This is a genomic window from Gordonia gummivorans (assembly GCF_022513585.1).
Classification (GTDB): domain Bacteria; phylum Actinomycetota; class Actinomycetes; order Mycobacteriales; family Mycobacteriaceae; genus Gordonia.
Window position 1 is genome coordinate 14393 of sequence record NZ_JAKWBF010000037.1, and the last position, 23905, is coordinate 38297.

At 63.8% G+C, this 23905-nt stretch carries 31 protein-coding genes; 30 read left to right on the forward strand and 1 reads right to left on the reverse strand.

Annotated features, from left to right (window positions below; genetic code table 11):
• The first annotated feature begins 295 nt into the window (after window positions 1-295).
• The 28 genes from MKW15_RS21140 to MKW15_RS21275 all read left to right on the forward strand — a co-directional run bounded on the left by MKW15_RS21140 (window position 296) and on the right by MKW15_RS21275 (window position 16664).
• Window positions 296-604, forward strand: coding sequence for a hypothetical protein (locus tag MKW15_RS21140; protein WP_240861787.1), 309 nt, complete (start codon window positions 296-298; stop codon window positions 602-604).
• Window positions 601-741: a hypothetical protein gene (locus MKW15_RS21145; RefSeq protein WP_240861789.1), complete on the forward strand. Its 141-nt coding sequence runs from the start codon at window positions 601-603 to the stop codon at window positions 739-741. Before MKW15_RS21140 ends, MKW15_RS21145 begins: the two co-directional genes overlap by 4 nt.
• A complete protein-coding gene (locus MKW15_RS21150; protein ID WP_240861791.1) occupies window positions 738-1259 on the forward strand; it encodes a hypothetical protein in 522 nt (173 codons plus the stop codon). The genes MKW15_RS21145 and MKW15_RS21150 overlap by 4 nt, the downstream gene beginning before the upstream one ends.
• 243 nt (window positions 1260-1502) lie before the next feature.
• Window positions 1503-2009 (forward strand): DUF7448 domain-containing protein, encoded by a 507-nt coding sequence (locus tag MKW15_RS21155; RefSeq protein WP_240861793.1) that lies wholly within the window; start codon window positions 1503-1505, stop codon window positions 2007-2009.
• Window positions 2006-2581 (forward strand): 3'-5' exonuclease, encoded by a 576-nt coding sequence (locus tag MKW15_RS21160; RefSeq protein ID WP_240861795.1) that lies wholly within the window; start codon window positions 2006-2008, stop codon window positions 2579-2581. Before MKW15_RS21155 ends, MKW15_RS21160 begins: the two co-directional genes overlap by 4 nt.
• Window positions 2578-2865 carry a hypothetical protein gene (locus tag MKW15_RS21165; RefSeq protein ID WP_240861798.1) on the forward strand — a complete coding sequence of 96 codons (288 nt, stop codon included), beginning with the start codon at window positions 2578-2580 and terminating at the stop codon, window positions 2863-2865. The genes MKW15_RS21160 and MKW15_RS21165 overlap by 4 nt, the downstream gene beginning before the upstream one ends.
• Entirely contained in the window at window positions 2862-3113 is a 252-nt protein-coding gene (locus tag MKW15_RS21170; RefSeq protein WP_240861801.1) for a hypothetical protein, read from the forward strand. Before MKW15_RS21165 ends, MKW15_RS21170 begins: the two co-directional genes overlap by 4 nt.
• Window positions 3110-3940 (forward strand): DUF7340 domain-containing protein, encoded by an 831-nt coding sequence (locus MKW15_RS21175; RefSeq protein ID WP_240861803.1) that lies wholly within the window; start codon window positions 3110-3112, stop codon window positions 3938-3940. Before MKW15_RS21170 ends, MKW15_RS21175 begins: the two co-directional genes overlap by 4 nt.
• Window positions 3937-4395: a DUF7427 family protein gene (locus MKW15_RS21180; protein WP_240861804.1), complete on the forward strand. Its 459-nt coding sequence runs from the start codon at window positions 3937-3939 to the stop codon at window positions 4393-4395. Before MKW15_RS21175 ends, MKW15_RS21180 begins: the two co-directional genes overlap by 4 nt.
• 2 nt (window positions 4396-4397) lie before the next feature.
• Window positions 4398-4631: a hypothetical protein gene (locus MKW15_RS21185; protein ID WP_240861806.1), complete on the forward strand. Its 234-nt coding sequence runs from the start codon at window positions 4398-4400 to the stop codon at window positions 4629-4631.
• Entirely contained in the window at window positions 4628-4918 is a 291-nt protein-coding gene (locus MKW15_RS21190; protein WP_240861807.1) for an HNH endonuclease, read from the forward strand. Before MKW15_RS21185 ends, MKW15_RS21190 begins: the two co-directional genes overlap by 4 nt.
• Window positions 4919-5429: 511 nt before the next feature.
• Window positions 5430-5618, forward strand: coding sequence for an HNH endonuclease (locus MKW15_RS21195; protein WP_240861871.1), 189 nt, complete (start codon window positions 5430-5432; stop codon window positions 5616-5618).
• Window positions 5619-5625: 7 nt separating this feature from the next.
• The gene (locus MKW15_RS21200) at window positions 5626-5994 is read left to right on the forward strand and encodes a hypothetical protein (protein WP_240861810.1); all 369 of its coding nucleotides are present in this window, start codon (window positions 5626-5628) and stop codon (window positions 5992-5994) included.
• Entirely contained in the window at window positions 5957-7405 is a 1449-nt protein-coding gene (locus tag MKW15_RS21205; RefSeq protein WP_240861812.1) for a terminase, read from the forward strand. The genes MKW15_RS21200 and MKW15_RS21205 overlap by 38 nt, the downstream gene beginning before the upstream one ends.
• Window positions 7402-8856 (forward strand): phage portal protein, encoded by a 1455-nt coding sequence (locus tag MKW15_RS21210; protein ID WP_374247782.1) that lies wholly within the window; start codon window positions 7402-7404, stop codon window positions 8854-8856. Before MKW15_RS21205 ends, MKW15_RS21210 begins: the two co-directional genes overlap by 4 nt.
• Window positions 8840-10621: a Hint domain-containing protein gene (locus MKW15_RS21215; protein ID WP_240861814.1), complete on the forward strand. Its 1782-nt coding sequence runs from the start codon at window positions 8840-8842 to the stop codon at window positions 10619-10621. Before MKW15_RS21210 ends, MKW15_RS21215 begins: the two co-directional genes overlap by 17 nt.
• A gap of 64 nt (window positions 10622-10685) precedes the next feature.
• Entirely contained in the window at window positions 10686-11369 is a 684-nt protein-coding gene (locus tag MKW15_RS21220) for a hypothetical protein (RefSeq protein WP_240861816.1), read from the forward strand.
• A gap of 45 nt (window positions 11370-11414) precedes the next feature.
• Window positions 11415-11789: a potassium transporter gene (locus MKW15_RS21225; protein ID WP_240861818.1), complete on the forward strand. Its 375-nt coding sequence runs from the start codon at window positions 11415-11417 to the stop codon at window positions 11787-11789.
• A gap of 13 nt (window positions 11790-11802) precedes the next feature.
• Window positions 11803-12843: a major capsid protein gene (locus MKW15_RS21230; RefSeq protein ID WP_240861820.1), complete on the forward strand. Its 1041-nt coding sequence runs from the start codon at window positions 11803-11805 to the stop codon at window positions 12841-12843.
• Between the two features lie 14 nt (window positions 12844-12857).
• The gene (locus MKW15_RS21235) at window positions 12858-13151 is read left to right on the forward strand and encodes a hypothetical protein (RefSeq protein ID WP_240861822.1); all 294 of its coding nucleotides are present in this window, start codon (window positions 12858-12860) and stop codon (window positions 13149-13151) included.
• A complete protein-coding gene (locus MKW15_RS21240) occupies window positions 13151-13522 on the forward strand; it encodes a hypothetical protein (RefSeq protein ID WP_240861823.1) in 372 nt (123 codons plus the stop codon). Before MKW15_RS21235 ends, MKW15_RS21240 begins: the two co-directional genes overlap by 1 nt.
• Window positions 13515-13856 carry a hypothetical protein gene (locus MKW15_RS21245; RefSeq protein ID WP_240861825.1) on the forward strand — a complete coding sequence of 114 codons (342 nt, stop codon included), beginning with the start codon at window positions 13515-13517 and terminating at the stop codon, window positions 13854-13856. The genes MKW15_RS21240 and MKW15_RS21245 overlap by 8 nt, the downstream gene beginning before the upstream one ends.
• On the forward strand, window positions 13853-14047 hold the full coding sequence (locus tag MKW15_RS21250; protein ID WP_240861827.1) for a hypothetical protein: 195 nt from the start codon (window positions 13853-13855) through the stop codon (window positions 14045-14047). The genes MKW15_RS21245 and MKW15_RS21250 overlap by 4 nt, the downstream gene beginning before the upstream one ends.
• A complete protein-coding gene (locus MKW15_RS21255) occupies window positions 14028-14276 on the forward strand; it encodes a hypothetical protein (protein ID WP_240861828.1) in 249 nt (82 codons plus the stop codon). Before MKW15_RS21250 ends, MKW15_RS21255 begins: the two co-directional genes overlap by 20 nt.
• Complete coding sequence (locus tag MKW15_RS21260) at window positions 14276-14665, forward strand: hypothetical protein (protein WP_240861830.1); 390 nt, start codon at window positions 14276-14278, stop codon at window positions 14663-14665. Before MKW15_RS21255 ends, MKW15_RS21260 begins: the two co-directional genes overlap by 1 nt.
• Before the next feature lie 65 nt (window positions 14666-14730).
• Complete coding sequence (locus MKW15_RS21265; protein WP_240861832.1) at window positions 14731-15579, forward strand: hypothetical protein; 849 nt, start codon at window positions 14731-14733, stop codon at window positions 15577-15579.
• A 162-nt stretch (window positions 15580-15741) separates the two neighbouring features.
• Entirely contained in the window at window positions 15742-16263 is a 522-nt protein-coding gene (locus MKW15_RS21270) for a hypothetical protein (RefSeq protein ID WP_240861834.1), read from the forward strand.
• 128 nt (window positions 16264-16391) lie between these two features.
• On the forward strand, window positions 16392-16664 hold the full coding sequence (locus tag MKW15_RS21275) for a hypothetical protein (protein WP_240861836.1): 273 nt from the start codon (window positions 16392-16394) through the stop codon (window positions 16662-16664).
• Here MKW15_RS21275 and MKW15_RS21280 read toward each other — a convergent pair.
• Window positions 16661-17206, reverse strand: coding sequence for a hypothetical protein (locus MKW15_RS21280; RefSeq protein ID WP_240861837.1), 546 nt, complete (start codon window positions 17204-17206; stop codon window positions 16661-16663). The two genes, MKW15_RS21275 and MKW15_RS21280, sit on opposite strands and share 4 nt — an antisense overlap.
• 286 nt (window positions 17207-17492) lie before the next feature.
• Here MKW15_RS21280 and MKW15_RS21285 point away from each other — a divergent pair, with 286 nt between their 5' ends.
• Window positions 17493-18095 (forward strand): endonuclease VII domain-containing protein, encoded by a 603-nt coding sequence (locus tag MKW15_RS21285; protein WP_240861875.1) that lies wholly within the window; start codon window positions 17493-17495, stop codon window positions 18093-18095.
• Between the two features lie 110 nt (window positions 18096-18205).
• A complete protein-coding gene (locus tag MKW15_RS21290; protein ID WP_240861838.1) occupies window positions 18206-23905 on the forward strand; it encodes a phage tail tape measure protein in 5700 nt (1899 codons plus the stop codon).

Sequence of the window (23905 nt, forward strand, 5' to 3'; positions counted from 1 at the left end):
CGACTACGGCACCAGCCCACCGTGTGCGGTGACGTCACGCGCTGTGACTGTGGCTGGTACACCCACGGCCGGCCCGCCGTTCGGGCACGACGATTCCGGGCACACCTGAAGCGAGTTGGTGCAGCGTGAGCCACTACCCCGGGGTTGCGCAAGGCCTGCCTGACGTCATCACGACGAGCATCTTCCGGTGGATGACCACCAGCCCACGACACCCCGACCTCGGACACCACATCGCACTCGACCTGTGCGACCACTACCGAATCACGTTGAGACACAAGAGCAGGAGAAACGCAGCATGAGCACGACGTACGAAGCGAGACTTGACTATCGGCTCCCTGGCGGCCCATTCGACCTCTGCGGCTGCCACTTCTGCGCCAACGAGTGGCTACGCGCAATGGACGCCATCGACCCCGACGGCTGGCGGTCGCGGATCAACAGCTACGCGATGATTCTGTGCCGCCAGTGTGGGTGCAAGCGCTGCCCGAAGGCGAGCTACCACGGCCACGACTGCACGGCCAGTAACGAGTCGGGACAGCACGGTTCGGTGTATGGCGACTTCGAGATCGACGAGTCCTGGCGCGACGACGATGGGGACGACGAGTGAACCCGTTCCGAATCCTCCACTGGCTCATCGCCCCCGCCATCACCCAAGCCTGGAACAACGGCTACAGCGCCGGCTGGACCGACGCCCACGACCACATGGCCCATCAACTACACGAGACACCCGAGGAGCAGCAGTGAAAACACAACCCATGCCCGTCACCATCATCCACACCACCAACACGAGCACGCCTGAACCTCCACTCGATCAGGCATGGACACCACTGGACAAACTGCGCTGGCACGCCGGAGTCGTCGAAGCCCGGGTCGGCTGTGACCTCGGCATACGCATCACCGAAAACCCCACCGGCACATTCGGCATTTCGGTCGGCAACCTCAACGGCTGTTGGAACAGTGGCATCAACCCACTCACATACGACGAAGCCTGGACGCATCTGATCGCGGTGCAAGACGGCGCCGGAGCCGCCTTCCTCGCAGTTCAACCCGCCATAGTCTCACTGAGGGATGTCCTCGCCTTCTCTGGCCGCGACTGGGGCAATGGACGTGACCTTGCCTGGCTGTGGGGAATCATCCACGGCTGGGACGACGACTCCCCTGAATACTCAGCCATGGACGAGCAAGCCCGCACCCACGGATGGGACGACAGCGAGGTCGCACGACTCCGACACCTACACGGCCTGTTCCGCCAGATTGGGTAGCTCCACTGATGGCAACCCCTCCACCCGCGCCCCATCTCCTCGCCCGCGCAAAACGGCTCCTCGACGACGGATGCTCCTACGCCGAAGCCGAACGCACAGTGGGTGTATCGCGCAAGACGCTCGCCCGTCGCTTCCCCGGAATGGGAATGCCCAAAGGCACCTGGTGGCCCAACCAACTAAGGACGATCCGATGATCCCCACTCAATCCGAACTCGACGACCGATATGACAACGAGGAGGACCAGTGACCGACTACCCGCCCGACAGCGTTCAAAACCACCCCGACGACTGGGCCGAAGACGACGGCACAATGCCCGCCAACGTCGCCGACCTCGCCGCCCATGTGGTCGGCAGACGCATCGTCAAGGCCGAGAAGTGTGATATCCGATCCGACGACTTCACCGCCACCGAGGGCACCTACTACTTCTCCACCTCAACAGCGTTTGTCCTGACCCTCGACGATGGTCGCCGGGTGGCACTCGCTGACACATACGACTGCTGCGCCCACACCACACTCGAGAAGTTCCTACTCCACCCCGAGCGCGTCGACCATGCCATCACCGGGGTCGCCACCACGGACGGATATACCAGGTGGCACATCTTCGCCGACCTGGGGGACATCCTCGAACTCGAAGTCGAATGGTCGCCGGGCAACCCGTTCTACTACGGGTACGGATTCGACATCGCCGTGTCGAGCACGATCGAGGGCACTGTCGTGCCGCGTGAGATCGAACGCGGGAGCAACCAGTGACCACCGCACCCATCGCGTTCATCGACACCGAAACCACTGGCCTCACACCCGACGACGAAATATGGGAATTCGCGTGCATCCGCCGCGACCCCGATGGCACCGAGCAGCGAACCATCCTGCACATCGAGCACGACCAATACTTGATGGTCGACCTGCCCGAACGGTTTGTGGTCGACCACGACAGGCGTTTCGGCGCCGACCACGAAGTGCACAGCCGGGTCGATGCAGCGAAGATCATCCACCGAATCCTCGACGGCACACACCTCGTCGGCGCGAACCCCGCATTCGACGCCGGGATGCTCACACGGCTCCTACGTGTGGCGAACCTCGATCCGTCGTGGCACTACCACCTCATCGACCTCGAAGCCGTGACGCTCGGCTACCTGATCGCGCGAGGTGAAACCGTCAAGCTGCCATGGCGATCCGACAATCTCGCCGCCCGCGTCGGCGCACCCACCGTCGACCCCGAAACCGGACCACTCTACGACCGGCACACCGCAATGGGTGATGTCCTGTGGTGCCGCGACTGGTGGGACGCGATCACGACGGCAGCAGCAGGGGAAGTCGCATGACCCGCCGCATCGTCAACCGCGTCCCCACACTGCGACCGCCATCCCGAATGCGCCACGACATCCGCATCATGGGTGGCATCGACCGCTGGTTCAACGCGCTCGTCACCCTGTACGGCGACTACACCCAAGCCGCCATGGCCATCGCATACGGGCCAGGAGGCAACGGCATCTTCCACGACCGCACCTTGCAAATCCCCGACTGGGAGCAACTCACACTCACCGCCATTGGCGACCCAAACGCTGACATATTCGCCGGCCAGCGCACCGACTGGAGTCTGGCATGAGGATCGTGAACCGCGTCCCCGCACTGCGGAAACCCCGACCACGGTACGCCACTGGCGGCATCATCCCGCGCGGCACAGGACCGCACCCCGACCCCACACTCCACATCACCGAATGCATCATCACCGCAGACGGAAAATGCTGCCGACGAGACGCACCACACCTCATCGAAGTCCGCCGCCACGCATCGTTCGTCGGCGGCGAATCACTCATCCAACGCATCAACAACGAGACGGAGACCCGACGATGACCAGCCCCACACCACTCGACGGCGACCTCCCCACCGCACGCAAACACCTCGGCGACGCCATCCACGCACTCGCCGGCCGAACCCGCACCACCATCAACCGCGACCCCAACCCCGACATCCGCGAAGAACTCGACCACCAACACGCCGCCAACATCGACAGAATCAACAACCACGCAGACACCGCCATCGAACGCCTCAACCGCATCAACGCCGACCCCAACGGCACCATCACCCAAACCATCAACGACGAACGCACCCACAAACTCCACAACGCCCAACAACGCCACGAAGAACAAGTCGTCGCCCTCACCACCCACATCGACTGGAACGACAGCCTCTACACCCAACTCCACACCATGCTCGGCGGCGCCCAAGGCACACAACTCGGCAACACCGCCCGATCCATGCCACCACTCTGGATCGACGCCACCGACCTCCTCAACACCATCGACCGAGGCATCGCCACCATCGACAACGGACCAGGCGACACCACCACCCGACTCCACCGCATCGCCGACCGCACCTGGCGACCCCAAGACGTCACCACCATCGAAACCCTCACAGCACAACTCTGGCGCTGGACCCACGCCATCCAAGAACTCCTCAACCCCACCCCCCGCAAAGCCCTACCCAACCCATGCCCAAACTGCTCCACCAGCGTCGTCTACCGCAAAGACTCAGCAGGCGACACCATCCGCCAACCCGCACTCCAAATCGGCACCCACGGCTGCGAATGCCAGCACTGCCACACCATCTGGGCGCCCGAATACTTCCGCCACCTCGCCAACGTCCTCGGCTACGCACTCCCCGAAGGCGTCCTCGAATGACACGCCAGACCTGCACAGTCGGCGACAACACAGAAAACGCTGGTATCGTCAACCCCACGGGTGACGTGTCTCCAAAACCATCCCCGAACTACTCACCCAGTCCTCTCGCAAGGGCTGGGTCTTTTTTATGCCTCAGCACCGAATGCGAGGACGCGATGGAACGCTGGATGACAGCCAAGGTCGGATGGGTCTGGTTCCTCGGAACCGCCGCCATCATCGACGCACTCTGGCCCAGCGACCAGCTCCTGTCGAAAGGGTTCGACCGGTTCAGGGAACGCCACCCGATCCTCGCCTGGTGGTTTATCCTCGCGACCGCGGCGCATTTTCTTCGCGTTGTTCCGCCCCGCGTGGATGTCTACGGCCTGGTCTACCTACTTCGCCCAGCGCGGCACTGGATCAAACGCCACACCCAAGACCCCGATGACTGGTTCGCCGTCGACCTCGACGAATGCTGACGATGACCACGCCGCGTGAGAACACCGGCGACCTCTGGGCCGACTACGACAGCACGAGCGCCGAAGGCATCGAACCATCAGCCGTGTGGCGCCTCAACTGCAACGGATGGCCAGACCCAGCCATCTGCACCCTGCTCCACTACACACCCAACCAGCTGCGATCCGAGATCCACATCCAAGCCACCGCACTCCGAGACGTCGACCAACGACACTGGGCCGACCCCAAACTCCGATGAGCACCGGACGCAACACCACCATCCGCGACCGCCACCGCAAGCGAATCGCACGAGACCAACCACCCTGCGGCATCTGCGGCAACGACATCGACTACACCATCACCGACCACCTCAACCCAATGGCCTACGTCGTCGACCACATCGTGCCCATCGACCGCGGCGGACCCGACACCATCGACAACAAGCAGGCTGCACACAGATCCTGCAACCGCACGAAGAGCGACACAATGCCCGACGAGGCACCCGCCGCCGCCATCCGCGTGCACGAAACCGCACGCACCTGGTGACCCCCTGGGAGGGTGCCCCCACCCCCCGGCAGGACCCGCCCCCCAAGGCATTGGCGGTATCTCTCTCCGAGGTTTTCCGCCCCACCCTCCGGGGGTAGGATGAATGAACTGAACAGCCCCAGGTCGGTGCTACCAACACCAACCCGGGGCCTAACCCACTCGCTTGCATCACCAAGGAGGGGCTGCTGTGAAGGCTACCCGCGATATTGAGCACGGAACCCGCAAGGGGTATCGGGAACTCGCATGCCGTTGCGATGAATGTCGACAGTGGAACCGCGACACACAGCGTGCGTATGTTGCCAACGTTCTCGATCGCGACGGAGTCACGCCGACGCAGAAATATCGTCCCGGGCAGAATCGACGAGCTCGAGGGGTGTGCTCTGACTGCGGCAAGGTCTTGAGTGGCACAACATCTGAGCGTCCGTTGTGCAAGTCCTGTCGATACCGCACGAAGCGCGGAATATACCTCGCCAAGCCGGATCGGCTGGCGATCTACCAGCGCGACAACTGGGTGTGTGGCATTTGCCAGGAGCGCGTCGACCCCTCCGCAAAAGGGGCTTGGTCCGCGACGATTGACCACATCGTTCCTCGAATCGCGGGCGGGACTGATGAGCACAGCAACCTAAGACTCGCGCACCATTGGTGCAACTCCGCACGCGGAGATGGAACTAACTACTCAGACGACGACTTCAGGGGGTGAGTCCGACATGGCCGCTCGGAAGACCTCCTTGCGGACGGTGAAGCCCGGCGAGACCGCGCCCGCGAAGCCTGTGCAGCCGAAGTCGGTGGCGCAGGCGGCGAAGGCCGGCACTCACCGCGAGTTACTGGTGGCGATGCGTGATCGCGTGGCGGTCGCGGTGACCTCTCCTGATTGCCCTGCGCGCGAGTTGGCGTCGTTGACGAAGCGGTTGGCTGACATCGCGAAGGAGATCGACTCGATCGACGCCCGTGAGGCCGATGATCCGACGGCGCGACTCCGCGAGGTCGAGGCGGCGCTACGCGAGGTTGCACCAGACCATGAGCTTCTGACGGGTGTGCATGTCGTTGACGACCGTTTCGACGCCTCGGCTCTCTGAGGTTGCGCGGCATCTGATCATCCCCGAGGGGATCGTCACGTCGGCGTTCCCGCGGGTGTATCGGCGCCTGACGGACGTCGGGGTGTCGTTCGATCTCTGGCAGCAGGGTTTCGGTCAGGTCGCGCTCGGCTGTCGAGCTGACGGTAAGTATGCGGCGACGATTGGCGGCGTGGTCGCGCCGTGGCCGCGTCAGGTCGGCAAGACGTACACGGTTGGCAATCTGGTGATCGGCGCGTGCCTCGAGTTCCCTGGGTTGCGGGCGATCTGGACGTCGCATCACAATCGGACGACGACGAATACGTTCCGGTCGATGCAGGCGATGGTGCGCCGCAGGCGGGTTGCGCCGCATATCGCCTACAACGGTATTCGGACGGCCAACGGCGAGCAGGAGATCCGGTTCGCGAACGGGTCGATCATCATGTTCGGCGCTCGCGAACAGGGTTTCGGTCGCGGTATGGATGCGATCGACTGGGAGATCTTCGATGAGGCGCAGATCCTTGGGCTGAAGGCGCTCGAGGATATGGTGCCGGCGACGAACGCCGCGAAGCATCAGCACGGCGGCCTCGTGTTCTTTCTCGGGACGCCGCCGCGGCCGGGTGATGACGGCGAGGCGTTCACCACGAAGCGGGCGAAGGCGCTCGCGGGCAAGACGGCCGATCAGGTGTACTGCGAGATTTCGGCGGACCCGAGCACTGACCCCGACGACCAGTCGATGTACCACACGTTCAATCCGTCGTATCCGCACAGGACTCCGCTCGAGTCGATGCTGCGGATGCGCGAGAACATCCCGGACGCCGAGTCGTGGCGCCGCGAAGCGATGGGTATCTGGCCGGCTGATGGTGTCGCGGTCGTCTCCGCTCAGCGTTGGCGTGAGCTCGCCGACCCCGGTCCCTCCGACGGTACTGCGCCGGATTCGTTCGGTGTCGCGGCGCATGACGGTCAGTTCTCGGTGATTGCTTGCTGGGCCGACGACGAGGATCGGTTCGTCGAGGAAGTCTTCGCTCACGCCCGACTCGATCTGGTCGCCGAGTGGATTGTGCCGCGATCTCGACGGCGGATGCCGGTCCTGGTGCCGAATTACGGTGCAGCTGCGCCGCTCCTGCCGATGCTGCAGGCGAAGCGCCGCAACGCCAAGGCGGCGTCTTCCGTTGATGTCGGCCGTGGCTGCGAACTCATCGTTGCCGGGACGGACGCCGGATGGTTAACACACGCCGACCAGAAGCAGCTTGCTGATTCGTTGGCCGGATCACGCAAGAAGTTCGGCCGCGACGGGGCGGCGTGGACCTTCGACCTGAAGACCTCTACCCACAATGCGCCAGCAATGGCTATGGCGCTCTCTCTCGCTGGTGCGGCAGGAGTCCGGAACGCTGGGGCGACGACGAAGACAAAGCGGAAGGCGGTGTTGGCGTGACGATTGCACTGGCATTGCCGACACTGGAGCTCTCCGACGAAGAGCGGAGCCTGCTGGGTCAACTGCGGAACCAGCTTGGGCTGGCCCGCCACGGCAACAAGGAGAAGTTCGCCCGGTACGACGGACTGTATGTCGCGAAGAACCTCGACATCGCGGTGCCGCCGAACCTCGCAGAGATTGGTGTCCGCGTCGACTTCGGCGAGACGGTCGTCAATGTGCTTGCCGAACGAATCGGCTGGGACGGATGGCTATTCACTGGCTCCGGTGGCATCGGTGACGAGCTCGCCCGGGTTTTCACAGACAACGCGCTCGATGTCGAGCAATCGGCGGTCACGCTCGACGCGCTGATTGCTGGCATGGGGTTCGTTGCTGTCGGCACCGGTACTGACGGCGAACCTGACGTGCTAGTGACGGGCGAGTCGCCAGATTCGTGCACTGGTCTGTGGGACCCGCGGGCACGTCGCGATAGGGCGGCGCTTGCTCAAACCTACGACGGCCGTGTGCTGACCGGGGAGTCGCTGTACTTGCCGAACCAGACCATTGTGCTTGAGTACACCTCCGACGGCCGCGCCACGATCGTTGATCGCGATGTCCACAACCTTGGCCGTGTGCCGGTGGTGCGGTTCGCGAACCAAGAACGCACGTCAAAGAAGCGCGGTCGGTCAGAGATTACTCCACCGATTCGTTACTACTGTGATGCCACGGCTCGCACACTGTTGGGCATGGAGATCAACCGCGAGTTCTACACCGCGCCACAGCGGTACGGGCTCGGTGTGGACCCGGAGCAGTTCGGTATCACGCAGGATATGCCGAAGTCGGAGCGGGTCCGTAAAGGCTGGGAAGCGTCGATGGTGCGGATGAACTTTATCCCCTACGACGACGAAAACGATGTGATGCCGCAAGTTGGTCAGTTCACACCGGCACCACCGACTCCATATCTCGAGCAGATCAAGGGGTATGCGCAGCGGATCGCATCGGCTGCGGGTATCCCTCACACCTACATGGGTTTCACCACCGACAACCCACCATCGGGAGACTCGATCCGCATGCTGGAGTCGCGGTTGACGAGGCGTGCCGCGTTCCGCCAGAGGATGTTTGGGCGGTCGTGGCGTGAGGTCGCTCGACTTGTGCTGATGATGCAGTCTGCCGACGGGTCAATCGACGAAGATGCGTTCGCGCGAATCGCGGTGAACTGGCAGGACCCATCGACACCGACGCCGGCAGCCGACGCAGACCGCACAGTGAAACTCGTTGGTGCGAAAGTGCTACCGGCGAACTCCGACGTCACCTACCGTGAGGCCGGTTTCAGCGAGGTCGACATCAAACAACTCGAGCAGGACCGACGGAGCGCCACAGTGCGATCGGTGGTCAGCAACTTGGCCGCCGCAGCGCAGGCAGCGACACAACCAAGCCCGCAGAGCACGGATACTGTCGATGGCCGTCAGCCCTGACGAGCGGAAACTCATCCTCGGCCAGCTGTCCACGGTCGCTGACGTGGATTTGCATCGCCTGTGGAAGGTCGCTGAACAGCTCCCCAGCGGCGAGTTCGCAGCGTTCGTCGTGCAAGGGTTCGGAGAGGTGGTGACGCCGTACTCTGCTGCGGCGAGCATGCTTTCGGCTGACTGGTATGCCGAGTCGGCACCGGGATCGCAGTACGCGGTTGTCGAGGCGCCGCTCACACCGACTCAGGCGTTGCAGTCGTCGGCGCAGTGGGCGCTGCACACGACGGCCGGACCCGATGCGCTCGCGCTGCTCGCGGGCACGTTGCAGCGGGCGGTTTTCAACGGCGCCCGCGACACCACAGCACTCAACGTGGAACGCGAACAGGGTGCACGGTGGGCGCGGCACGCATCGGCGAATGCGTGCGAGTTCTGCAAGATGCTCGCCACCAGGGGAGCGGTGTACGCGTCGGAATCGTCAGCGAGTCGTGTCGGTGGTCGTGGTGTCGAGATGTCGGCAGCCGATCGACGTGACCGGGCCGCTGGTCGTAGCCGCCGATCGGGATCCGGGAAAGGCCAGTTCCTCGCCGGCGGCACGAAAACCCGTGGGACACGCAAGATCGGCGACAAGTACCACGACAACTGCGTGCCCGCTGGAACGCTAGTCTCCGGGCCGCGTACCGAGGCCGCGTATCGAAGGCTGTACGAGGGCGAAGCTATCGTCCTCAACACGGCCTCCGGCCAACAGCTCACCATTACCCCGAATCACCCGGTACTCACCGATGAGGGCTGGGTCCCGGCGGGATTGATCAACGAGGGAGGCAATGTAGTCCGCTCCCTCGGGGGTAATTCGGGAGCCACGGCAGTCCCACATGAACACCAACGTCCAGCCCTCATTGAGGATGTATGGCGTGCGCTCGCGGTGAATGGGTTTGCTGGCATGCCAGGTGCCGCCGAGGACTTCCACGGCGACGGTTCCGATCGCGAAGTCGAGATTGTATGGGCCGACGGCAACCTGAACACGCGGAGTGATAGCGCGATCGCGGAGGAGATTGAGCAGCGTCTCTTCGCCGGACCCCTGGGGCGCACTCCATGGCCGGAGCTGGCGATCGAGGGCGAGCTTGCAGCGCTGATCCCAGGTTCGGGCGGTTCCGCGAACGGCATCATGCGCGGCTTTGGTAAGTCGTTGTCGCTCATCGGGGGATGTCTTGGACATTCTGATGATGCCGGCGGCCTTCGGATCTCGTGGCTCGATGCCCATCTCGGTCAATCGTCGCCGAATTACCGTCCGGGTTGTTCCGAAGTGTTTGGCGCACTGGAGTTCGGAGATCTGGTCATCGACGTAGAGTCGTCGAAGCTCTTCGGTGTTGATCTCGATGCGGTTGGTGCGAGGTTTGATCCCGCGGGATTTGAGTTCCACGAGAAGGGGGTTGGCGGTTATGCCGACCTCGGTCGCCGCCTCATGGCACGACTTTCCGGTCATGTAGAGGTCGACCGCGTGGTCGAGAAGCGCCGGATCGATTTTTCGGGTCACGTGTACAACCTCCAGACGGAAAACGGCTGGTACTCAGCCGATTCCATCATTGTATCGAACTGCCACTGCGTCGCAATCGAGGTCCGTCCGGGCGGACGGTCGTACCAGCCGGCGCCCTACGCGGAGCGGTGGGAGCAGGAATACCAGGACGCACGCCGCGCCGCCGTGAAAGGCGAATTCGGGGCGGTATCAACGAAGAATCTGCTGGCCGCGTGGCGGCAGCTCGAGACTTCCCAGAGCTGATCTGGGTGGCGCGACGGTCTGCGCTCAAGTGACCGGATGCCGACGGGCTTACGGAGGAAACACCATGGCAGAAATGCCGATTCATCCCATGACGGGACTGTCCGCGATCGGGTTCACACGCCGAGGACCGATCTGGCCAGTGATGGGAGGAGCTCCCGACGACGGGGGCAACGACGGCGGAAACGGCGGCTCCGACAACGGAGGAGCTGGCGGAAACGGTGGCGACGGCGGGGACGACAAGAAGTTCACGCAGGCCGACATCGACAGGATCGTGCAGTCCCGGCTCGGTCAGGAGCGCAATCAGGTCGCCCAGAAGTACGGCAACCTCGACGAACTCCTCACCGCGAAGGGCGAACTCGATCAGATCAAGAACAAGGACAAGCCGGAAGTCGACCAGCTTCGCTCGCAACTGACCGCGGTCACCACCCGGGCCGAGCAGGCCGAATCGCGAGCCACAAGCTCCGATGTCGAGCTGCTGAAGTTTCGAGTCGCGGCCGGCGTCGAGGGATTCCCGATCGGCGCGGTGTCGCGGCTGCAGGGCACTACCGAGGACGAGATCAAGGCCGACGCCGAGAAGTTCCTAGCCGACTTCGGGGGAGTGAACAACCAGCAGCAAGGTCCACGTCCGCCGAAACCGAATCTGCAGCAGGGTAATTCGTCCGGCAACGGTGACGGCGACAAGTCGGTGTCTGCGGGTGCCGATCTGTACTCCCGGATGCATCCGAAGAAGTCCACCACAACCCAGTAACAACGTGCAGGTGTTCACCTGCCGAGTCTCAGAAGGGAGACACCCATGGACCTCAGTCTGAGGACCGAAACCATCGGGGCAGGTGACCAGTCCTGGCTCGGATCGTCCCACGGCACCGATGCGTGCCGCACCGTGACGATCAACCGATCGGCGCTCACCAAGGGCACCCACTACCCGGACAACCGGCTCAAGTCGGGTATGCCGCTGGCGCTCGTGTCGGGCAAGTATGTCCCGTACAACGCGGGCGGTTCCGGCGGCACGGAGATCCTCGCAGGGTTCCTGTTCACCGACCAGTCGGTGCGCGACACCGGCGGCGACATCGTCGCCCCGCTGCTCGACCACGGCCGCGTCAAGCTGGCCAAGCTCCCGTTCACGGTCACCGCCTCGGCGACGACCACCGGCCAGTTCATCTGGGTCTGAGAGGAGATCGACCATGGCACTGTGGACAGATGTCATCGACCCCGCCACCCTCACCGGGTATGTGCGCCAGTCGATGGCCGACTACGAAGCATCCAAGGGATCGCTGTCGGTGTTCCTCCCGAACCGGACCGTCCCGGACATCGTCGCGCGGTTCGTCGCCGGCCAGTCGGGACTCCTCGACGCCGCGGAGTACCGGGCCTACGACACCGAGGTGTCGATCGGCGGGCCGCCTGACGCCAAGCGCATCACGCTCGAGTTGCCGCCCCTGGGTCGCAAGATCCGGGTGTCGGAGTACGACCAGCTGCGTTCACGCAACGTCGATTCCGATGAGCTTGTACTCAACTCGATCCTGCGGGTCGCCGCGACCGTCGGCCGGGCGATCTCCGACCGCATCGAGGTCGCTCGCGGCGGTGTCATCGACACCGGTATCGCGACGATCAATGAGAACGGGTTCATCGCTTCGTCGGACTTCTCCCGCGATGCGTCGCTGACGGTCACCGCCGGCACGCTGTGGTCGGTGTCGGCGACGGCGACGCCGCTCACCAACTTCCGCACCTGGTCGGACGTGATGGTGAACCTCAACGGCGAAAAGCCCGGGGCGGCGCTGATGTCGACCCGCGCCTTCAACGCGATGTGCACGTGTGCGGAGTTCCGGGCGCTTGCGGCGACCACCGCCGGCACCCCGAACATCGTGACCCGCGAGTACGTCCAACAGGTGCTGACGTCGTTCGGGCTACCTCCGGTGATCGTGTTCGACCGCAAGGTGAAGGTGGCCGGCACCGTCCAGCGAGTCATCCCCGACAACAAGGTGTACCTGCTGCCGGCGCCCGTCGACCCGAACGACGCCGAAGGTACCGACCTCGGCGGCACCTGGTGGGGCCAGACACTCGAGTCGATGGAACCCGACTATGGTGTCGCCGCGGCGGACCAGCCGGGGGTCGTCGTCGGCGCGTTCAAGACCCAGGATCCGATCGGTGTGTGGGTGCACGGCGCCGCGATCGGCCTGCCCGTCCTCGCCAACGCGAACCTGTCGCTCGCCGCGACGATTCTCTGAACAGGAGGAGTGACATGGCGAAGATTCGCGACGACCTCGAAGGCGTCGTCTGGGTCGATGTCGACGGCACACCAGTCAAACTGGTTGCCGGCGATACCGTCCCGGACGGTGTCGCCGTCGGAGTGCACGTTCTGGCCGACGTCGACACCGCCGACGAGCACGCAGTTGAGGTGCCGGAGGGCGACCCCAACGAGTCGTGGAAGGTCGACGAGCTCAAGGCGTACGCCGCTGAGCACACCATCGACCTTGGCGACGCCACGAAGAAGGCCGACATCCTCGCGGCCATCGAGTTGGCAGGCGAGAACTGATGGCCGAGCCGCTCGCAACAGTCCCCGACCTGACGGAATCCGGAATTGACGCCGGAGACCAAGCGGAGTGGCTGTTGCGGGCGGCATCGGTCGTCGTCCGAGCCGAATACCCCGACATCGACGCACGGCTGGCTGACACATCCGACCCACTCGACAACGACCTCGTCGTGTTCGTGATCGTGTCGATGATCGCGCGGCGACTCCGATCACCCGCCGACGAAAAGTCACAGATGTCCCGCACCGCAGGGCCGTACATGGACACCGCCACTTTTCAGACGACCGGTGGCATGTACCTGACGAAGCGGGAACGTCGTTGGCTGCGGCCCGGCGGTGCGATCCGTGGCGCGTTCTCGGTAGCACTCGATGTCTGAGTTCCCGCTGGCACACACCGTCGGCCACCGCGTGTGGTCTGAAGGTGTCGAAGACGACTGGGGCAACACGACATCAGGGTGGGCCGACCCCGTGGACAAGCTGGTCTATGGGTGGGGTGCTCCGCAGTCGTCGGAGCCGAAGTTGGCCGGCCATGATCGTGATGTGGTCGAGGTCGAACTACTGGTACCGCCAGGATTCGATTGTTCTCCGCGGGATCGGATCGTGCTCGACGGGATCGAGTACGAGGTGATCGGCCAGCCAGAAATGTACTCACACAATCCGTTCGGCTGGAATCCAGGAGGCGTTGTGAACCTGAAGGCTGTGTCGGGATGATCGAGATCGTCACCGGAGTCAACGATGATGGCGCCGTCCTCGACACGTTCGACGGCCCGCAGGTGTCGTTCATGACCGAGCCGTCCGGAGCGCTGGTTGTATTTCGGTCTCCAGGCCGGGTGTGGTCAGCGTATGCGCCAGGTCACTGGCGCAAGGTTCGGGAGGTGTCCGATGCGGATCGTGTGGAATAACGGTGCTCTGCGTGAGATCCGTTCCGACCCGGCGGTTGTCGGGATGGAAGAGGCCGAAGCGCAACGCAGGTGCGACGAACTGAACGCCCGCGGTAAGGGCACCTACATCACCGGGTCGCGACAGGGCGCGTCGAGACCGCAAGGCCGTTGGCGCACCACTGTGGCGACCGGGGATGCCCGCGCCATGGTGGACAACGCCAAGCACAACACTCTGGTGCGCTCGCTCTGATGGGTTCGATCATCTCAGCGGCGAAGGCGATCCTCACCCCCGCGTATCCATCGCCCGTCAAGATCGCCAACCAGACACCGAACCCGCTGCCCGCAAGGCTCATCCGACTCTCGCGAGTCGGCGGGCCGCGAGAGTGGGCCCTGGATCGGGCCACTCTGCTTGTCGAGTGCTTCGCCTCCACCGCAGCCAAGGCGCCCGACGGTCAGCAAGCCGAGCAGGATGTCTACACCGCGGTGGACGCATTGCGGGCGGCCGCATCTGGCGGGCCCTGGGCAGGCATGCATGTCACCGGGTGGCTGCAGAACAACATCGCCGACTTCCCCGATCCCGATCTGACCACCCACGCGCGGTGGCAGTTCACCGGCACCCTGTTCGTGCTGAACACCTGATTTTCCAACTGAATACGGCACCTTTCGCGGCTCCTGGTCACAACGCCTGAAAGGGGCAACCCATCATGGGAAATGTTGCAAACGCGTTCGTCGCACAGTCGATTAACGGCGGCGTCTACTACCGGGCGCCGCTGGGCACCACCCAGCCGACCGATTCCACCACCACGCTCAACGCGGCATTCAAGGATCAGGGCACCTGCGCCGAGGATGGCCTGTCGGTCGGCATCACCCGCACATCGAAGACCATCAAGGACTTCGACGGGGCCGACTACATCGACATCCAGGAAGAGTACAACGGCACCTTCAAAATCAAGCTCCTCGACGTCGATCTGATCGACGCGAAGAAGACCGCGTTCGGCGACGCGAAGGTCACCGAGATCGCGGCCGACGGCTCCCACGGCAAGCGGTATCACGTCGAGCACAGTGCCGACCAGCTCCCGCTGTCGACGCACGTGTTCCAGGTGAAGTCCGGAGCGAAACGTAAGCGCTACGCCATCGAGGTCGGCCGTGTCACCGAACTCGCAGAGATCAAGGACGTTCACAACGACGCCACCTACCTCGAGCTGACGATCAAGGCGTTCCGCAACTCCGACGGCAACTTCGTCGAAGAGTACGGCGACGACGGCAAACCTACCGTCCCGGCCAACTACACCGTGGCTATCACCGGCTCGCCGACCGGCGGCACCTTCACGCTGACCGTGGGTGGACAGACCACCACCGGTCTGGCGAACAACGCCGCCGCATCGGCGGTCCAGGCCGCGCTCGTCGCACTCTCGACCGTCGGCGCAGGCAACGCGACCGTCACCGGTTCGGCCGGCGGCCCCTACTCGGTCACACTCGCCCTCGGCGGTGCGCTGACCGGATCGGGTGCAGGACTCACCGGCGGCAGCAGCCCCGCGGTCGTCGTGTCCTGACACAAGAAACTCGCCCGGCGGGGTGTCTCAACACCCCGATGTTTCGAACTCGGCCTGGCGGAAAAGGTTGTCCTTTTCCCTTGACCAGGAGCCGCGCCTTTTCGCCAGGCCGGGGCAGGCTCCTGATCGCGCCACCACCCATCACGAAAGGTTCCTGGTCACATGCCTGTACCCGAGGGCTACGCTGTCGCCCCCACATCCACCGACCACCTGGTCAAGATTGCCGTCCCGATCCCCGGCCGCGACCCCATCCTCATCGAGGCACCCAAGCTGTCATGGCTGACGCCCGACGAGGTGGAGAAGTACCAGGAGTGGCTGCAGCCCATCCTGGACGCGGAGAAGGAAGTCACCGACTGGCACATCGCGAACGACGACCTGCCGGAGGAAGTGACTCCGGAGATGGTGTCTGCGTGGCATGAGGCCAACGACGATCTCCCCGAGGATCAGCGCGCACCACTCCCGAGGGAGCGCGCACCCTTCCCGGACGAGGCCAAGGCGAAGGCCGATGCGGTGCAGGTCCGTGAGGTCACCCTGCGGTGGATCAAACCGTACGTCTCGGCTGCTGAATACAAGACGCTGGTGACCTCGAAGAAGATCCCCGAACGCACCATCGAGTGGATCAAGGAACAACTCACCTCGCCGGACATCACAGTGGGGGAATCCGAAGCCTCCACCAGCTCCTGAAAGAGCATGGGGAGGCCGTCGAATACGACCTGATCGACCGCGGGCTACGGCTGCGGGATCTCGGGAAGCCGTGGTTGTCGTGGCCGGACCTGCGGGCGATCGTCAGCCGTGCCAGTTCTGATCCGTCGATGCAACTGCATCGGGCGATGAATCCGGATTGGCGTTTCTCTGACCCGGCGGTGTTCCTTCTGTCCGAGATCGCGACGATTGTGTCGTGGCAGCGGTACGTCACGGTGTCGCCGCGGTACGAGCGCCCAGAGGATGTTCCGCCGGTGTTTCTTCCGGCTACGTACGGGCCGCAGCGGGATTCATTTGATCAAACGACAGAGCCGGACCGGTCGGATAGCGATGACAGGGCGCGCGCCGCGGCGGCCGAGGTGCGCGCCGAGATGGCGCGTTAGAACGATCGGCGGGGCTTCTTTGCAGTGAACGCCGGACCTGCAGCGTCGGTCCTCACTGGAACCGAGTTACGGCCTGGCCGCTTGGATGTTCGGCGCAGAGACTTCCCGGCGGGGGCCAGGAGTTCGACCGCAAAACCAGCAAGTCCGACCAGAACTAGCATGCACGCTGGTGCGAGTACGACCAGCCACCACCACGCCTGATAGGCGATCGTCAAGAACGTCAACACGAACACGACCAGGGCGATGATGGCAACACCCACTGCTTCTAGTGCAGCACTGGGCGACTGGTTGCTGGTTGCAGTCGGGCTGTCCGGTGCCGGCGTATACGGCTGAGCGTCGCCCATCTTGTTGTACTCGCCGCACCCCTGACAGTAGAGGCGCTTCTTTGCGGCCAGGATTCCGGCGGCCGCAAGCGGTGTCAGGGCAACGCCAGCGCCGACGCCGATCACCTTAGATCGACGCGTGCGTTTCTCGGAGAAGTTTTTCCCGCCACAGTTCCAGCAGCGGAAATTGCCGTCTGAGTCGAGCTGAATGTCCTTCATCAGGTGATAGTAAGACCAGGCGGCGGGGTTCCGCGATAAGATGAAGCGACCCCGACAGGTGCTACCAACACCAGGCGGGGCCTAACCCACTCACTTGACGCAACAAGGAGGGGCTGCCGTGAAGGCTACCCGCACCCGCCGACCATGTCCCACCTGTGGACAGCCGATCGATCGTGGACCCGGACAATGGGCCTACTGCTCGGACCAGTGCCGACCGACCTGCATACACCCGACATGCGACAAACCCGCACGAGGCGCTGACGACGTTTGCGCTTCACACCAGATGATGCGGTCCAGGCACGGCGAGCTGCGGCCGGACACGTGGACCAAAGACTGGGTCTGCGCTGTCTGCGGCAAGGACGTCGAGAAGGGGTCTGGACGGCGCAAACACTGCTCGACAAACTGTCAGCAGTTGGATTCGACATCTCGCCGCCGCAGCGATGGGTCAGCGCCCAAGCTTAGACTGCGAAGGTCGGCGACTCTGAAAGCGACGGAGTTGGGAAACCGCCCACGATCGGCTTTGTGCAGATTGTGTGGGGATGAGTTCTCTCTTCTTGTGAAGTCTGGCCGCAGGCTGCAGCGGGTGGATACTCAGTGGTGCCCGAAGTGTGGCCGTGAATCTCCCGAAGCCGTCCGATTCCGTCGCTATGGGATCACCCCCGAAGAGTATTCCGCGGCGCTGGATCGCGGGTGCGAGATTTGTGGCGACAGGCCGGACTCGTTACATGTTGACCACGACCATTCCTGTTGCCCTTCTCGGAAATCCACGACGTGCGGAGGGTGCGTCAGGGGGATGATCTGCGGGCCATGCAATCGCGCACTGGGGATGATGCGTGACGATCCCGAAAGATTGCGGCGCGCGATTCTGTATTTGGAACGCGCCAAGTAGGAACTACCACTACCAAAACCAAAGGCGAGGTTGCGAGACGCAACCTCGCCTTTGTCATGCCATGGAGGTGAAACCCCTTGACGGAGTTGGCTACTGCCTACATTTCAATCGTGGCATCCACGGATGGTATTCCTGCTCAGATCCGGCGTGCTTTGGGTCAGGCCGATGGTGAGGGGCGTCGCGCTGGGCAGTCGGCCGGCAGATCGTTTGGGTCGGCATTCACTTCTTCGATGAAGGGGCTTGCCGGGGCTGTTGGTGTCACGGCGGGTGTCGCGGGTGTGGCGGCGGCGATGAAGTCGGCGATCACGTCGGGGATGGATTTCACGTCTGCGTTGAATACGATGCAGGCGGTGTCGGGGGCGACGTCGCAGCAGCTTGCCGCGGTGTCTGCGGAGGCGCGCAAGCTCGGCACTGACAATAGTTTGTCGGCGACGTCGAGTGTGGATGCGGCGAACGCGATGCTTGAGCTGGCCAAGGGTGGGTTCACGGTTGAGCAGTCGATGGCCGCGGCGCGCGGCACACTGCAGCTCGCGGCGGCCGCACAGATTGATGCGGCGCAGGCGGCGACGATCCAGTCACAAGCGTTGCAGGCGTTCGGCAAGAGCGCTGACTACGCGGGTAAGGCTGCCGACATCTTGGCGAACTCGGCAAACGCGTCGTCGGCCGAGATCACCGATGTGGCGTATGCGCTCCAGGCGTCGGGCACGGTGGCCAACCAGTTTGGCCTGACGATGTCCGACACCGCGGCGACGATCTCCCTGCTTGCAAACGCCGGTATCAAGGGCTCCGACGCGGGCACTCTGCTGAAGTCGGCGCTACTGGCGCTCACTGACCAGGGCAAGCCAGCGCAGGCGGCCATCAAGGAACTCGGCCTTACTGTGTACGACGCGAACGGCAAGTTCGTCGGCATGGAGTCGATGTTTGGCCAGTTGCAGGCGGCGTCGAAGCGGATGACGGCTGAGCAGTATCAGGCGGCGACCGCGACTCTGTTCGGGTCGGATGCTATGCGGCTCAGTGGGATCGCGGCGCAGCAGGGCGCAGGCGGGTTCAATGCGATGCGCGCCGCGATGGAGCGAAACGGTTCGGCTGCCGAGGTGGCCGCCGCGAAGATGCAGGGGCTCCCCGGCGCGTGGGAACGGTTGAAGAATGCCGCCCAGGATGCCGGGCTGGCGTTCTATGACGTCGTGAAGGGACCACTCACGACGGCTGCGAATGCGGCGTCGGATGCGATCGGCCAGATGGTGTCGAAGGCGCAGTCGGCCGGGGACCGGATGGGTGAGGCGTTCAATCAGCCCGGACTGCGTGACACGCTGCGAAAGCTGGCAACTGACACAGGAAGCACGTTCTCCGGCCTGCGGGATGCTGCCGTAGGTCTCATCCAGCCCCTCGCGTCGGTCTCGGGGTCGCTGGCGAAAGCGTCTGCCGCGCTCGGGTTCTCGGGCTGGCAGATCATGCTCACTACTCTGCAGGCGGCGACTACCGTCCTGAATGCGTTGAATCCGCTCCTGGCGACGACCGCTGGTCTCATGCAGAGTCATCAGGGGATCGTGACAGCTGCGGTCGCCGGTTGGCTGCTGTTCAAGACGGTACCCGCGCTCATGGGTCGGGTGACCGGTTCGGTCGCCGCGCTCGGAACCACCACCACAACCACCACGTCCCGAATGATGGCACTGGTGACGGCCAACAACGCCGTTGTGCAAGCAGGACGATTCGGTGCGGTGCAGATGGGCCGATTCGGATCTCAGATCGCGATGATCGGGCAACGAGTGCCGATCATTGCGCAGATGCAGACATCGTTCCTGACCGCAGCGTCTAGTGCGACCCAGTTCGGTCGCACCGCCGGAACCTTGTCGGCCGCGCTGACAGGCCTTCGTCAGGCCGGCTCGAACGTCGCGGGAGTATTCGGTGGCCCGTGGGGATTGGCCATCACCGCCGCAATCGCCTATCTCGGGTTGGCGGCGTCGGCGCACGCGGACAACACGCAGAAGGCGCGTGCGCAGTCGAAGGCTGTGCAGGATCTGGCTCAGTCTGAGGTGGAACTGGGTGCGGCGCTGCAGCAGTCGCGCGGCAACATGACGGACGACACTTGGGCGAAGGCAGGCGAACAGCTCTCCGCCTACCGACAGACCCTCGTGGCCACCGCGGACACCCACAAGTCGACGTGGGAGCAGACCAAAGAGCTGGGCGGCCTGTTCAAGCTGGCGATGCATACCAACGACGGCCAAAACCAGGCCGCGAACCAGGCGATGGCCGCCAACAAGGCGATCTCTGAGCTGAAGCTGACGAATGATCAACTGGCGAGATCGGTCTACGGGTCGGACTCGCAGTTCGGAAGCCTCGCTATGCGTCTGTCACAGACAGGTGAGGGTGGCGCGAAGGCCGCTGGCGATCTGAAAAAGCTGCGGGATGCCTACCAGCAGCAGCGCGATCTTGCAGCGCGCGTGACGCCTGGCGTGACCGAGCTTGGCGAGGCCATGCGGATCATGGGCGACAAATCCGCCACCGCGGCGGACAAATCGAACGCGCTCAAGGCGGCGTTGGATGCGTTGAATCCGGCGCGCACCAAGGGTGATGCGATCGCGCGGCACAACGAGACGCTCCAGCGAATCGCGGAATCGACCCAGCAGGCGATCGACAAGACCAAGGGATTCGGTGTGGCGCTGCTCGATGCGCAACTCGGCATCAACACATCCACGGAGAATGGTCAGAATCTGCGTAAGTCGTTGATGGAGTTGGTGGATGCCACTCAGGAGGCCGCAGCCAAGGGCGCGGACATGGGGGAGCGTAACCGACTCAATCAGCAGGCGCTTGTGCAGCTTGCGACCCAGTACGGCCTGACTGCTGAGCAGATCCGTGCGGCTGCAGCGAAACTCGGGCTCGATGACGTCGAGATTGTGGTGGCACTCAAGGGTGCGCCTGAGGTGATCCAGCAGTTGGCGGCGATCTCGCAGGTGTGGAACGAGACGCCCGACAAGCGTGAGATCACAGTCGAGGAGTCACAGGTGTCCCGCGAGACCCGCGCCCAGTTGGAGCGGTTCGGGGTCAAGGTGTCCCAGCCAGTCAATGGCATGGTGACGATCACCGCGAACGACGATGCGGCGCGCGCCAAGCTGCTGCTCATCACGCAGAACGTGAACGTCCTGAACGCACTCAAGGCGAACCCGAACATCGACCTGAACACAACACAGTTCAATGCAGGTAACGCACAGGTGCGCGCCGAACTGCAGGGGCTCGACAAGACCGCGGTATCTCCGGAGGCTGCGCTGGTCATCGACAAGCTGTTGCAGGGCAAGCAGGTGTCCATCCAAGAGTTGGAAACGCTGTCGAAGAAGACCGCCAATCCCAAGGTGGACATGGCGATTCAGGCGATCATGCAGAAGATCCAGCTCGTCAACAACGCTCTGGATAACGCAGCCAAGCCTCGCTATGCCGAGATTGTCGCGATCAATGGCGCGAATGCGGTTGGTCAGGCCAGGGATTCGAGTGGTCGCCGCCAACCGGGCGGTCGCGCGGATGGTGCGATCGTGCGCTACGCGGCAGGCGGCATCTCCGACCTGGAAGCGTACGCCAACGGCGCCGGTTTGCGGTTCATGCAGAAGCCGACGCGCGCAGACATTTACGCCGGCCGCGGTGACGGCACGGTGTTCGCGGAAGAGTCGACGGGCGGGGAAGCATACATTCCCCTCGCGACGGGTAAGCGTGGCCGATCCACCGACATCCTCGCCGCGGTCGCGTCGATGTTCGGCTACCAGTTGCTTCCACAAGGCGCTCTGCCTGACACGCTGTCCGGGCTGATAGGTGGTGTCGCCGGCGGTGCGCTGTCGAAGCTGCTGAAGGCCAGCAAGATTGACGGTGTCCGGCGGTTCGCCGATGGTGGCATCGTGACCGGGGCGCAACTCCGAGCGCTCGCCGAAGGGCAAGGTGCGTCGCGGCCGCTGACTGGCGCTCCCTACGTGCGCGGTGGCGTCAACTGGGGCGACTGTACGGGTGCCCAATCGGCCTTTGCTCGGTTGGCGGCGGGGCTTCCGCCGTTTGGTGGTCGCTTCTCGACCGCAAACATGGGCGACTACCTTGCGAAGCTGGGCGCGAAGTCGGGCACGAAGACGGGTGCCATGAACTTTGGGTGGTATCACCGCGGCGGCGAGGACGGCCATGCCGCGGGCACTCTGCCGGATGGCGCGAATGTCGAGATGGGTGGCGGTAACGGCGGCGGCATGCTTGGCGGAAGCGTCGGCGCGAACGACTCGCAGTTCACGAACCGTGCCTACATCGACGTGAAGGACGAGGACCGCTACAACGGCGGCGGCAACAACGATTCGCCGGCCGGCGGGAACAACAGCCAGAACAATCCCGACGCCGCCTACGGCGGTGGCTACAACTTCGACCCGATCTCGCAGGACTCCAACAGTTCTGGCGATACCAGCATCTCCGGTCGGGTGGGGTCGGCGGTGGGCGCGTTCATCACCGGCCAGTTGTCTGACGTGTTCAGTGTGCTGTCGCTCAACGACCAGCCAGGCTGGCTGGCGGCGATCACCGAGTACGAGCGGAAGCACAGCGAGGACGCGAAGAAAAACTACGACGCCGAGAAGAAGAAGCTCGACGAGGACTTCAAGGCTGCTGAGCAGCAACGCAAGGCTGACTATGACGCTGCGAAGTCGGCGATCGACCGCGACTACCAGTCTCAGCTGATCTCGTCGGCTGAGAAGGATAATCGGCTGCTGGCGTTGAAGAACCAGTATGAGTCCGACGAGCTCGGCCACCGTCACGACTACGAGAACGCGGTGATCCGGACGGGCCAGAAGTACGGGCAGGTGAACCAGGATTCGGTGTCGAGTCTGTCGGGTAAGCAGCGGTACGAGAATGAGCAGCTGAAGCGTAGCCAGGGGTTGCAGGCTGACCAGTTCGCGCGTGAGGTGCAGTTCGAGCGTGAGAAGCGGTCGCTGGAGAGTTTGCGGGATGCGAAGTCGATCTCGCCTGACGAGTACCAGCGCAGACTTGGTGCGCTGCAGTCGAGGTACGACGCGGACATCAGGGGGATGCGGACCCGCTACAACAACGACGACGCGGTGGCGAAGGCCGAATATGACCGGTCGCAGGCGATCTATTCGCCGCAGGACCGCTACAACCCGTCGACTGTTACGACTGAGCAGTACCACCCCAACGATCCGGGCACGAACTCGGCGGGCCGCCGCGGCGACCCGGACGGCGGTGGGCGAACGGCGAACCTCACAGGCAATTCGATCAAGGATGCGTTCAAGTCTGGGCTGCGGGAAGCATGGCAGCAAGGGCAGCCGTGGACCGATACCGATTGGATCATCACGAAGGAGTCGAACTGGAATCCGACTGCGGTAAACCCGTCGTCGGGGGCGTTCGGTCTACCCCAGTTCCTCGGGGCCACGAAGGACAAGTACCTGCCGGATTCGTCGCCCGATCCGAAGGTTCAGGGCACCGCATACGACCACTATGTGGGTGACCGCTACCAAACCCCGATGGGTGCCCGCGCACACTGGGAAGCGAACAACTGGTACGACTCTGGCGGTGTTGGTGTCGGTACCGGCTTGATGGCCAAGAACGTCCTCACGCCGGAGCGGGTGTTGTCGCCGCGGCAGACTGAAGCGTTCGAGCAAATGGTGCGCAGCAACTTCCAGGGAGCCGGCAGCGACCAGATCGTCGCGAAGCTGGATCAGTTGATGCAAGTACTGGCGCGGTTGCCACGCGGCGCAACCTACAACGTGGGCGACGACCGGAACGTGGAGCGGGCGCAGAAAATCGAGAAGTCGCGGCAACGCGCCGCGATGGCGGGATGGTGA

Bases quoted from the DNA above. Each gene is read 5' to 3' on its own strand.
- MKW15_RS21140 (WP_240861787.1), top strand. From the start codon at position 296: ATGAGCACGACGTACGAAGCGAGACTTGACTATCGGCTCCCTGGCGGC.
- MKW15_RS21165 (WP_240861798.1), top strand. From the start codon at position 2,578: ATGACCCGCCGCATCGTCAACCGCGTCCCCACACTGCGACCGCCATCC.
- MKW15_RS21170 (WP_240861801.1), top strand. From the start codon at position 2,862: ATGAGGATCGTGAACCGCGTCCCCGCACTGCGGAAACCCCGACCACGG.
- MKW15_RS21175 (WP_240861803.1), top strand. From the start codon at position 3,110: ATGACCAGCCCCACACCACTCGACGGCGACCTCCCCACCGCACGCAAA.
- MKW15_RS21180 (WP_240861804.1), top strand. From the start codon at position 3,937: ATGACACGCCAGACCTGCACAGTCGGCGACAACACAGAAAACGCTGGT.
- MKW15_RS21185 (WP_240861806.1), top strand. From the start codon at position 4,398: ATGACCACGCCGCGTGAGAACACCGGCGACCTCTGGGCCGACTACGAC.
- MKW15_RS21190 (WP_240861807.1), top strand. From the start codon at position 4,628: ATGAGCACCGGACGCAACACCACCATCCGCGACCGCCACCGCAAGCGA.
- MKW15_RS21200 (WP_240861810.1), top strand. From the start codon at position 5,626: ATGGCCGCTCGGAAGACCTCCTTGCGGACGGTGAAGCCCGGCGAGACC.
- MKW15_RS21205 (WP_240861812.1), top strand. From the start codon at position 5,957: ATGTCGTTGACGACCGTTTCGACGCCTCGGCTCTCTGAGGTTGCGCGG.
- MKW15_RS21215 (WP_240861814.1), top strand. From the start codon at position 8,840: ATGGCCGTCAGCCCTGACGAGCGGAAACTCATCCTCGGCCAGCTGTCC.
- MKW15_RS21220 (WP_240861816.1), top strand. From the start codon at position 10,686: ATGGCAGAAATGCCGATTCATCCCATGACGGGACTGTCCGCGATCGGG.
- MKW15_RS21225 (WP_240861818.1), top strand. From the start codon at position 11,415: ATGGACCTCAGTCTGAGGACCGAAACCATCGGGGCAGGTGACCAGTCC.
- MKW15_RS21230 (WP_240861820.1), top strand. From the start codon at position 11,803: ATGGCACTGTGGACAGATGTCATCGACCCCGCCACCCTCACCGGGTAT.
- MKW15_RS21235 (WP_240861822.1), top strand. From the start codon at position 12,858: ATGGCGAAGATTCGCGACGACCTCGAAGGCGTCGTCTGGGTCGATGTC.
- MKW15_RS21240 (WP_240861823.1), top strand. From the start codon at position 13,151: ATGGCCGAGCCGCTCGCAACAGTCCCCGACCTGACGGAATCCGGAATT.
- MKW15_RS21245 (WP_240861825.1), top strand. From the start codon at position 13,515: ATGTCTGAGTTCCCGCTGGCACACACCGTCGGCCACCGCGTGTGGTCT.
- MKW15_RS21250 (WP_240861827.1), top strand. From the start codon at position 13,853: ATGATCGAGATCGTCACCGGAGTCAACGATGATGGCGCCGTCCTCGAC.
- MKW15_RS21255 (WP_240861828.1), top strand. From the start codon at position 14,028: ATGCGGATCGTGTGGAATAACGGTGCTCTGCGTGAGATCCGTTCCGAC.
- MKW15_RS21260 (WP_240861830.1), top strand. From the start codon at position 14,276: ATGGGTTCGATCATCTCAGCGGCGAAGGCGATCCTCACCCCCGCGTAT.
- MKW15_RS21265 (WP_240861832.1), top strand. From the start codon at position 14,731: ATGGGAAATGTTGCAAACGCGTTCGTCGCACAGTCGATTAACGGCGGC.
- MKW15_RS21270 (WP_240861834.1), top strand. From the start codon at position 15,742: ATGCCTGTACCCGAGGGCTACGCTGTCGCCCCCACATCCACCGACCAC.
- MKW15_RS21275 (WP_240861836.1), top strand. From the start codon at position 16,392: ATGCAACTGCATCGGGCGATGAATCCGGATTGGCGTTTCTCTGACCCG.
- MKW15_RS21280 (WP_240861837.1), bottom strand. From the start codon at position 17,206: ATGAAGGACATTCAGCTCGACTCAGACGGCAATTTCCGCTGCTGGAAC.
- MKW15_RS21285 (WP_240861875.1), top strand. From the start codon at position 17,493: ATGCGGTCCAGGCACGGCGAGCTGCGGCCGGACACGTGGACCAAAGAC.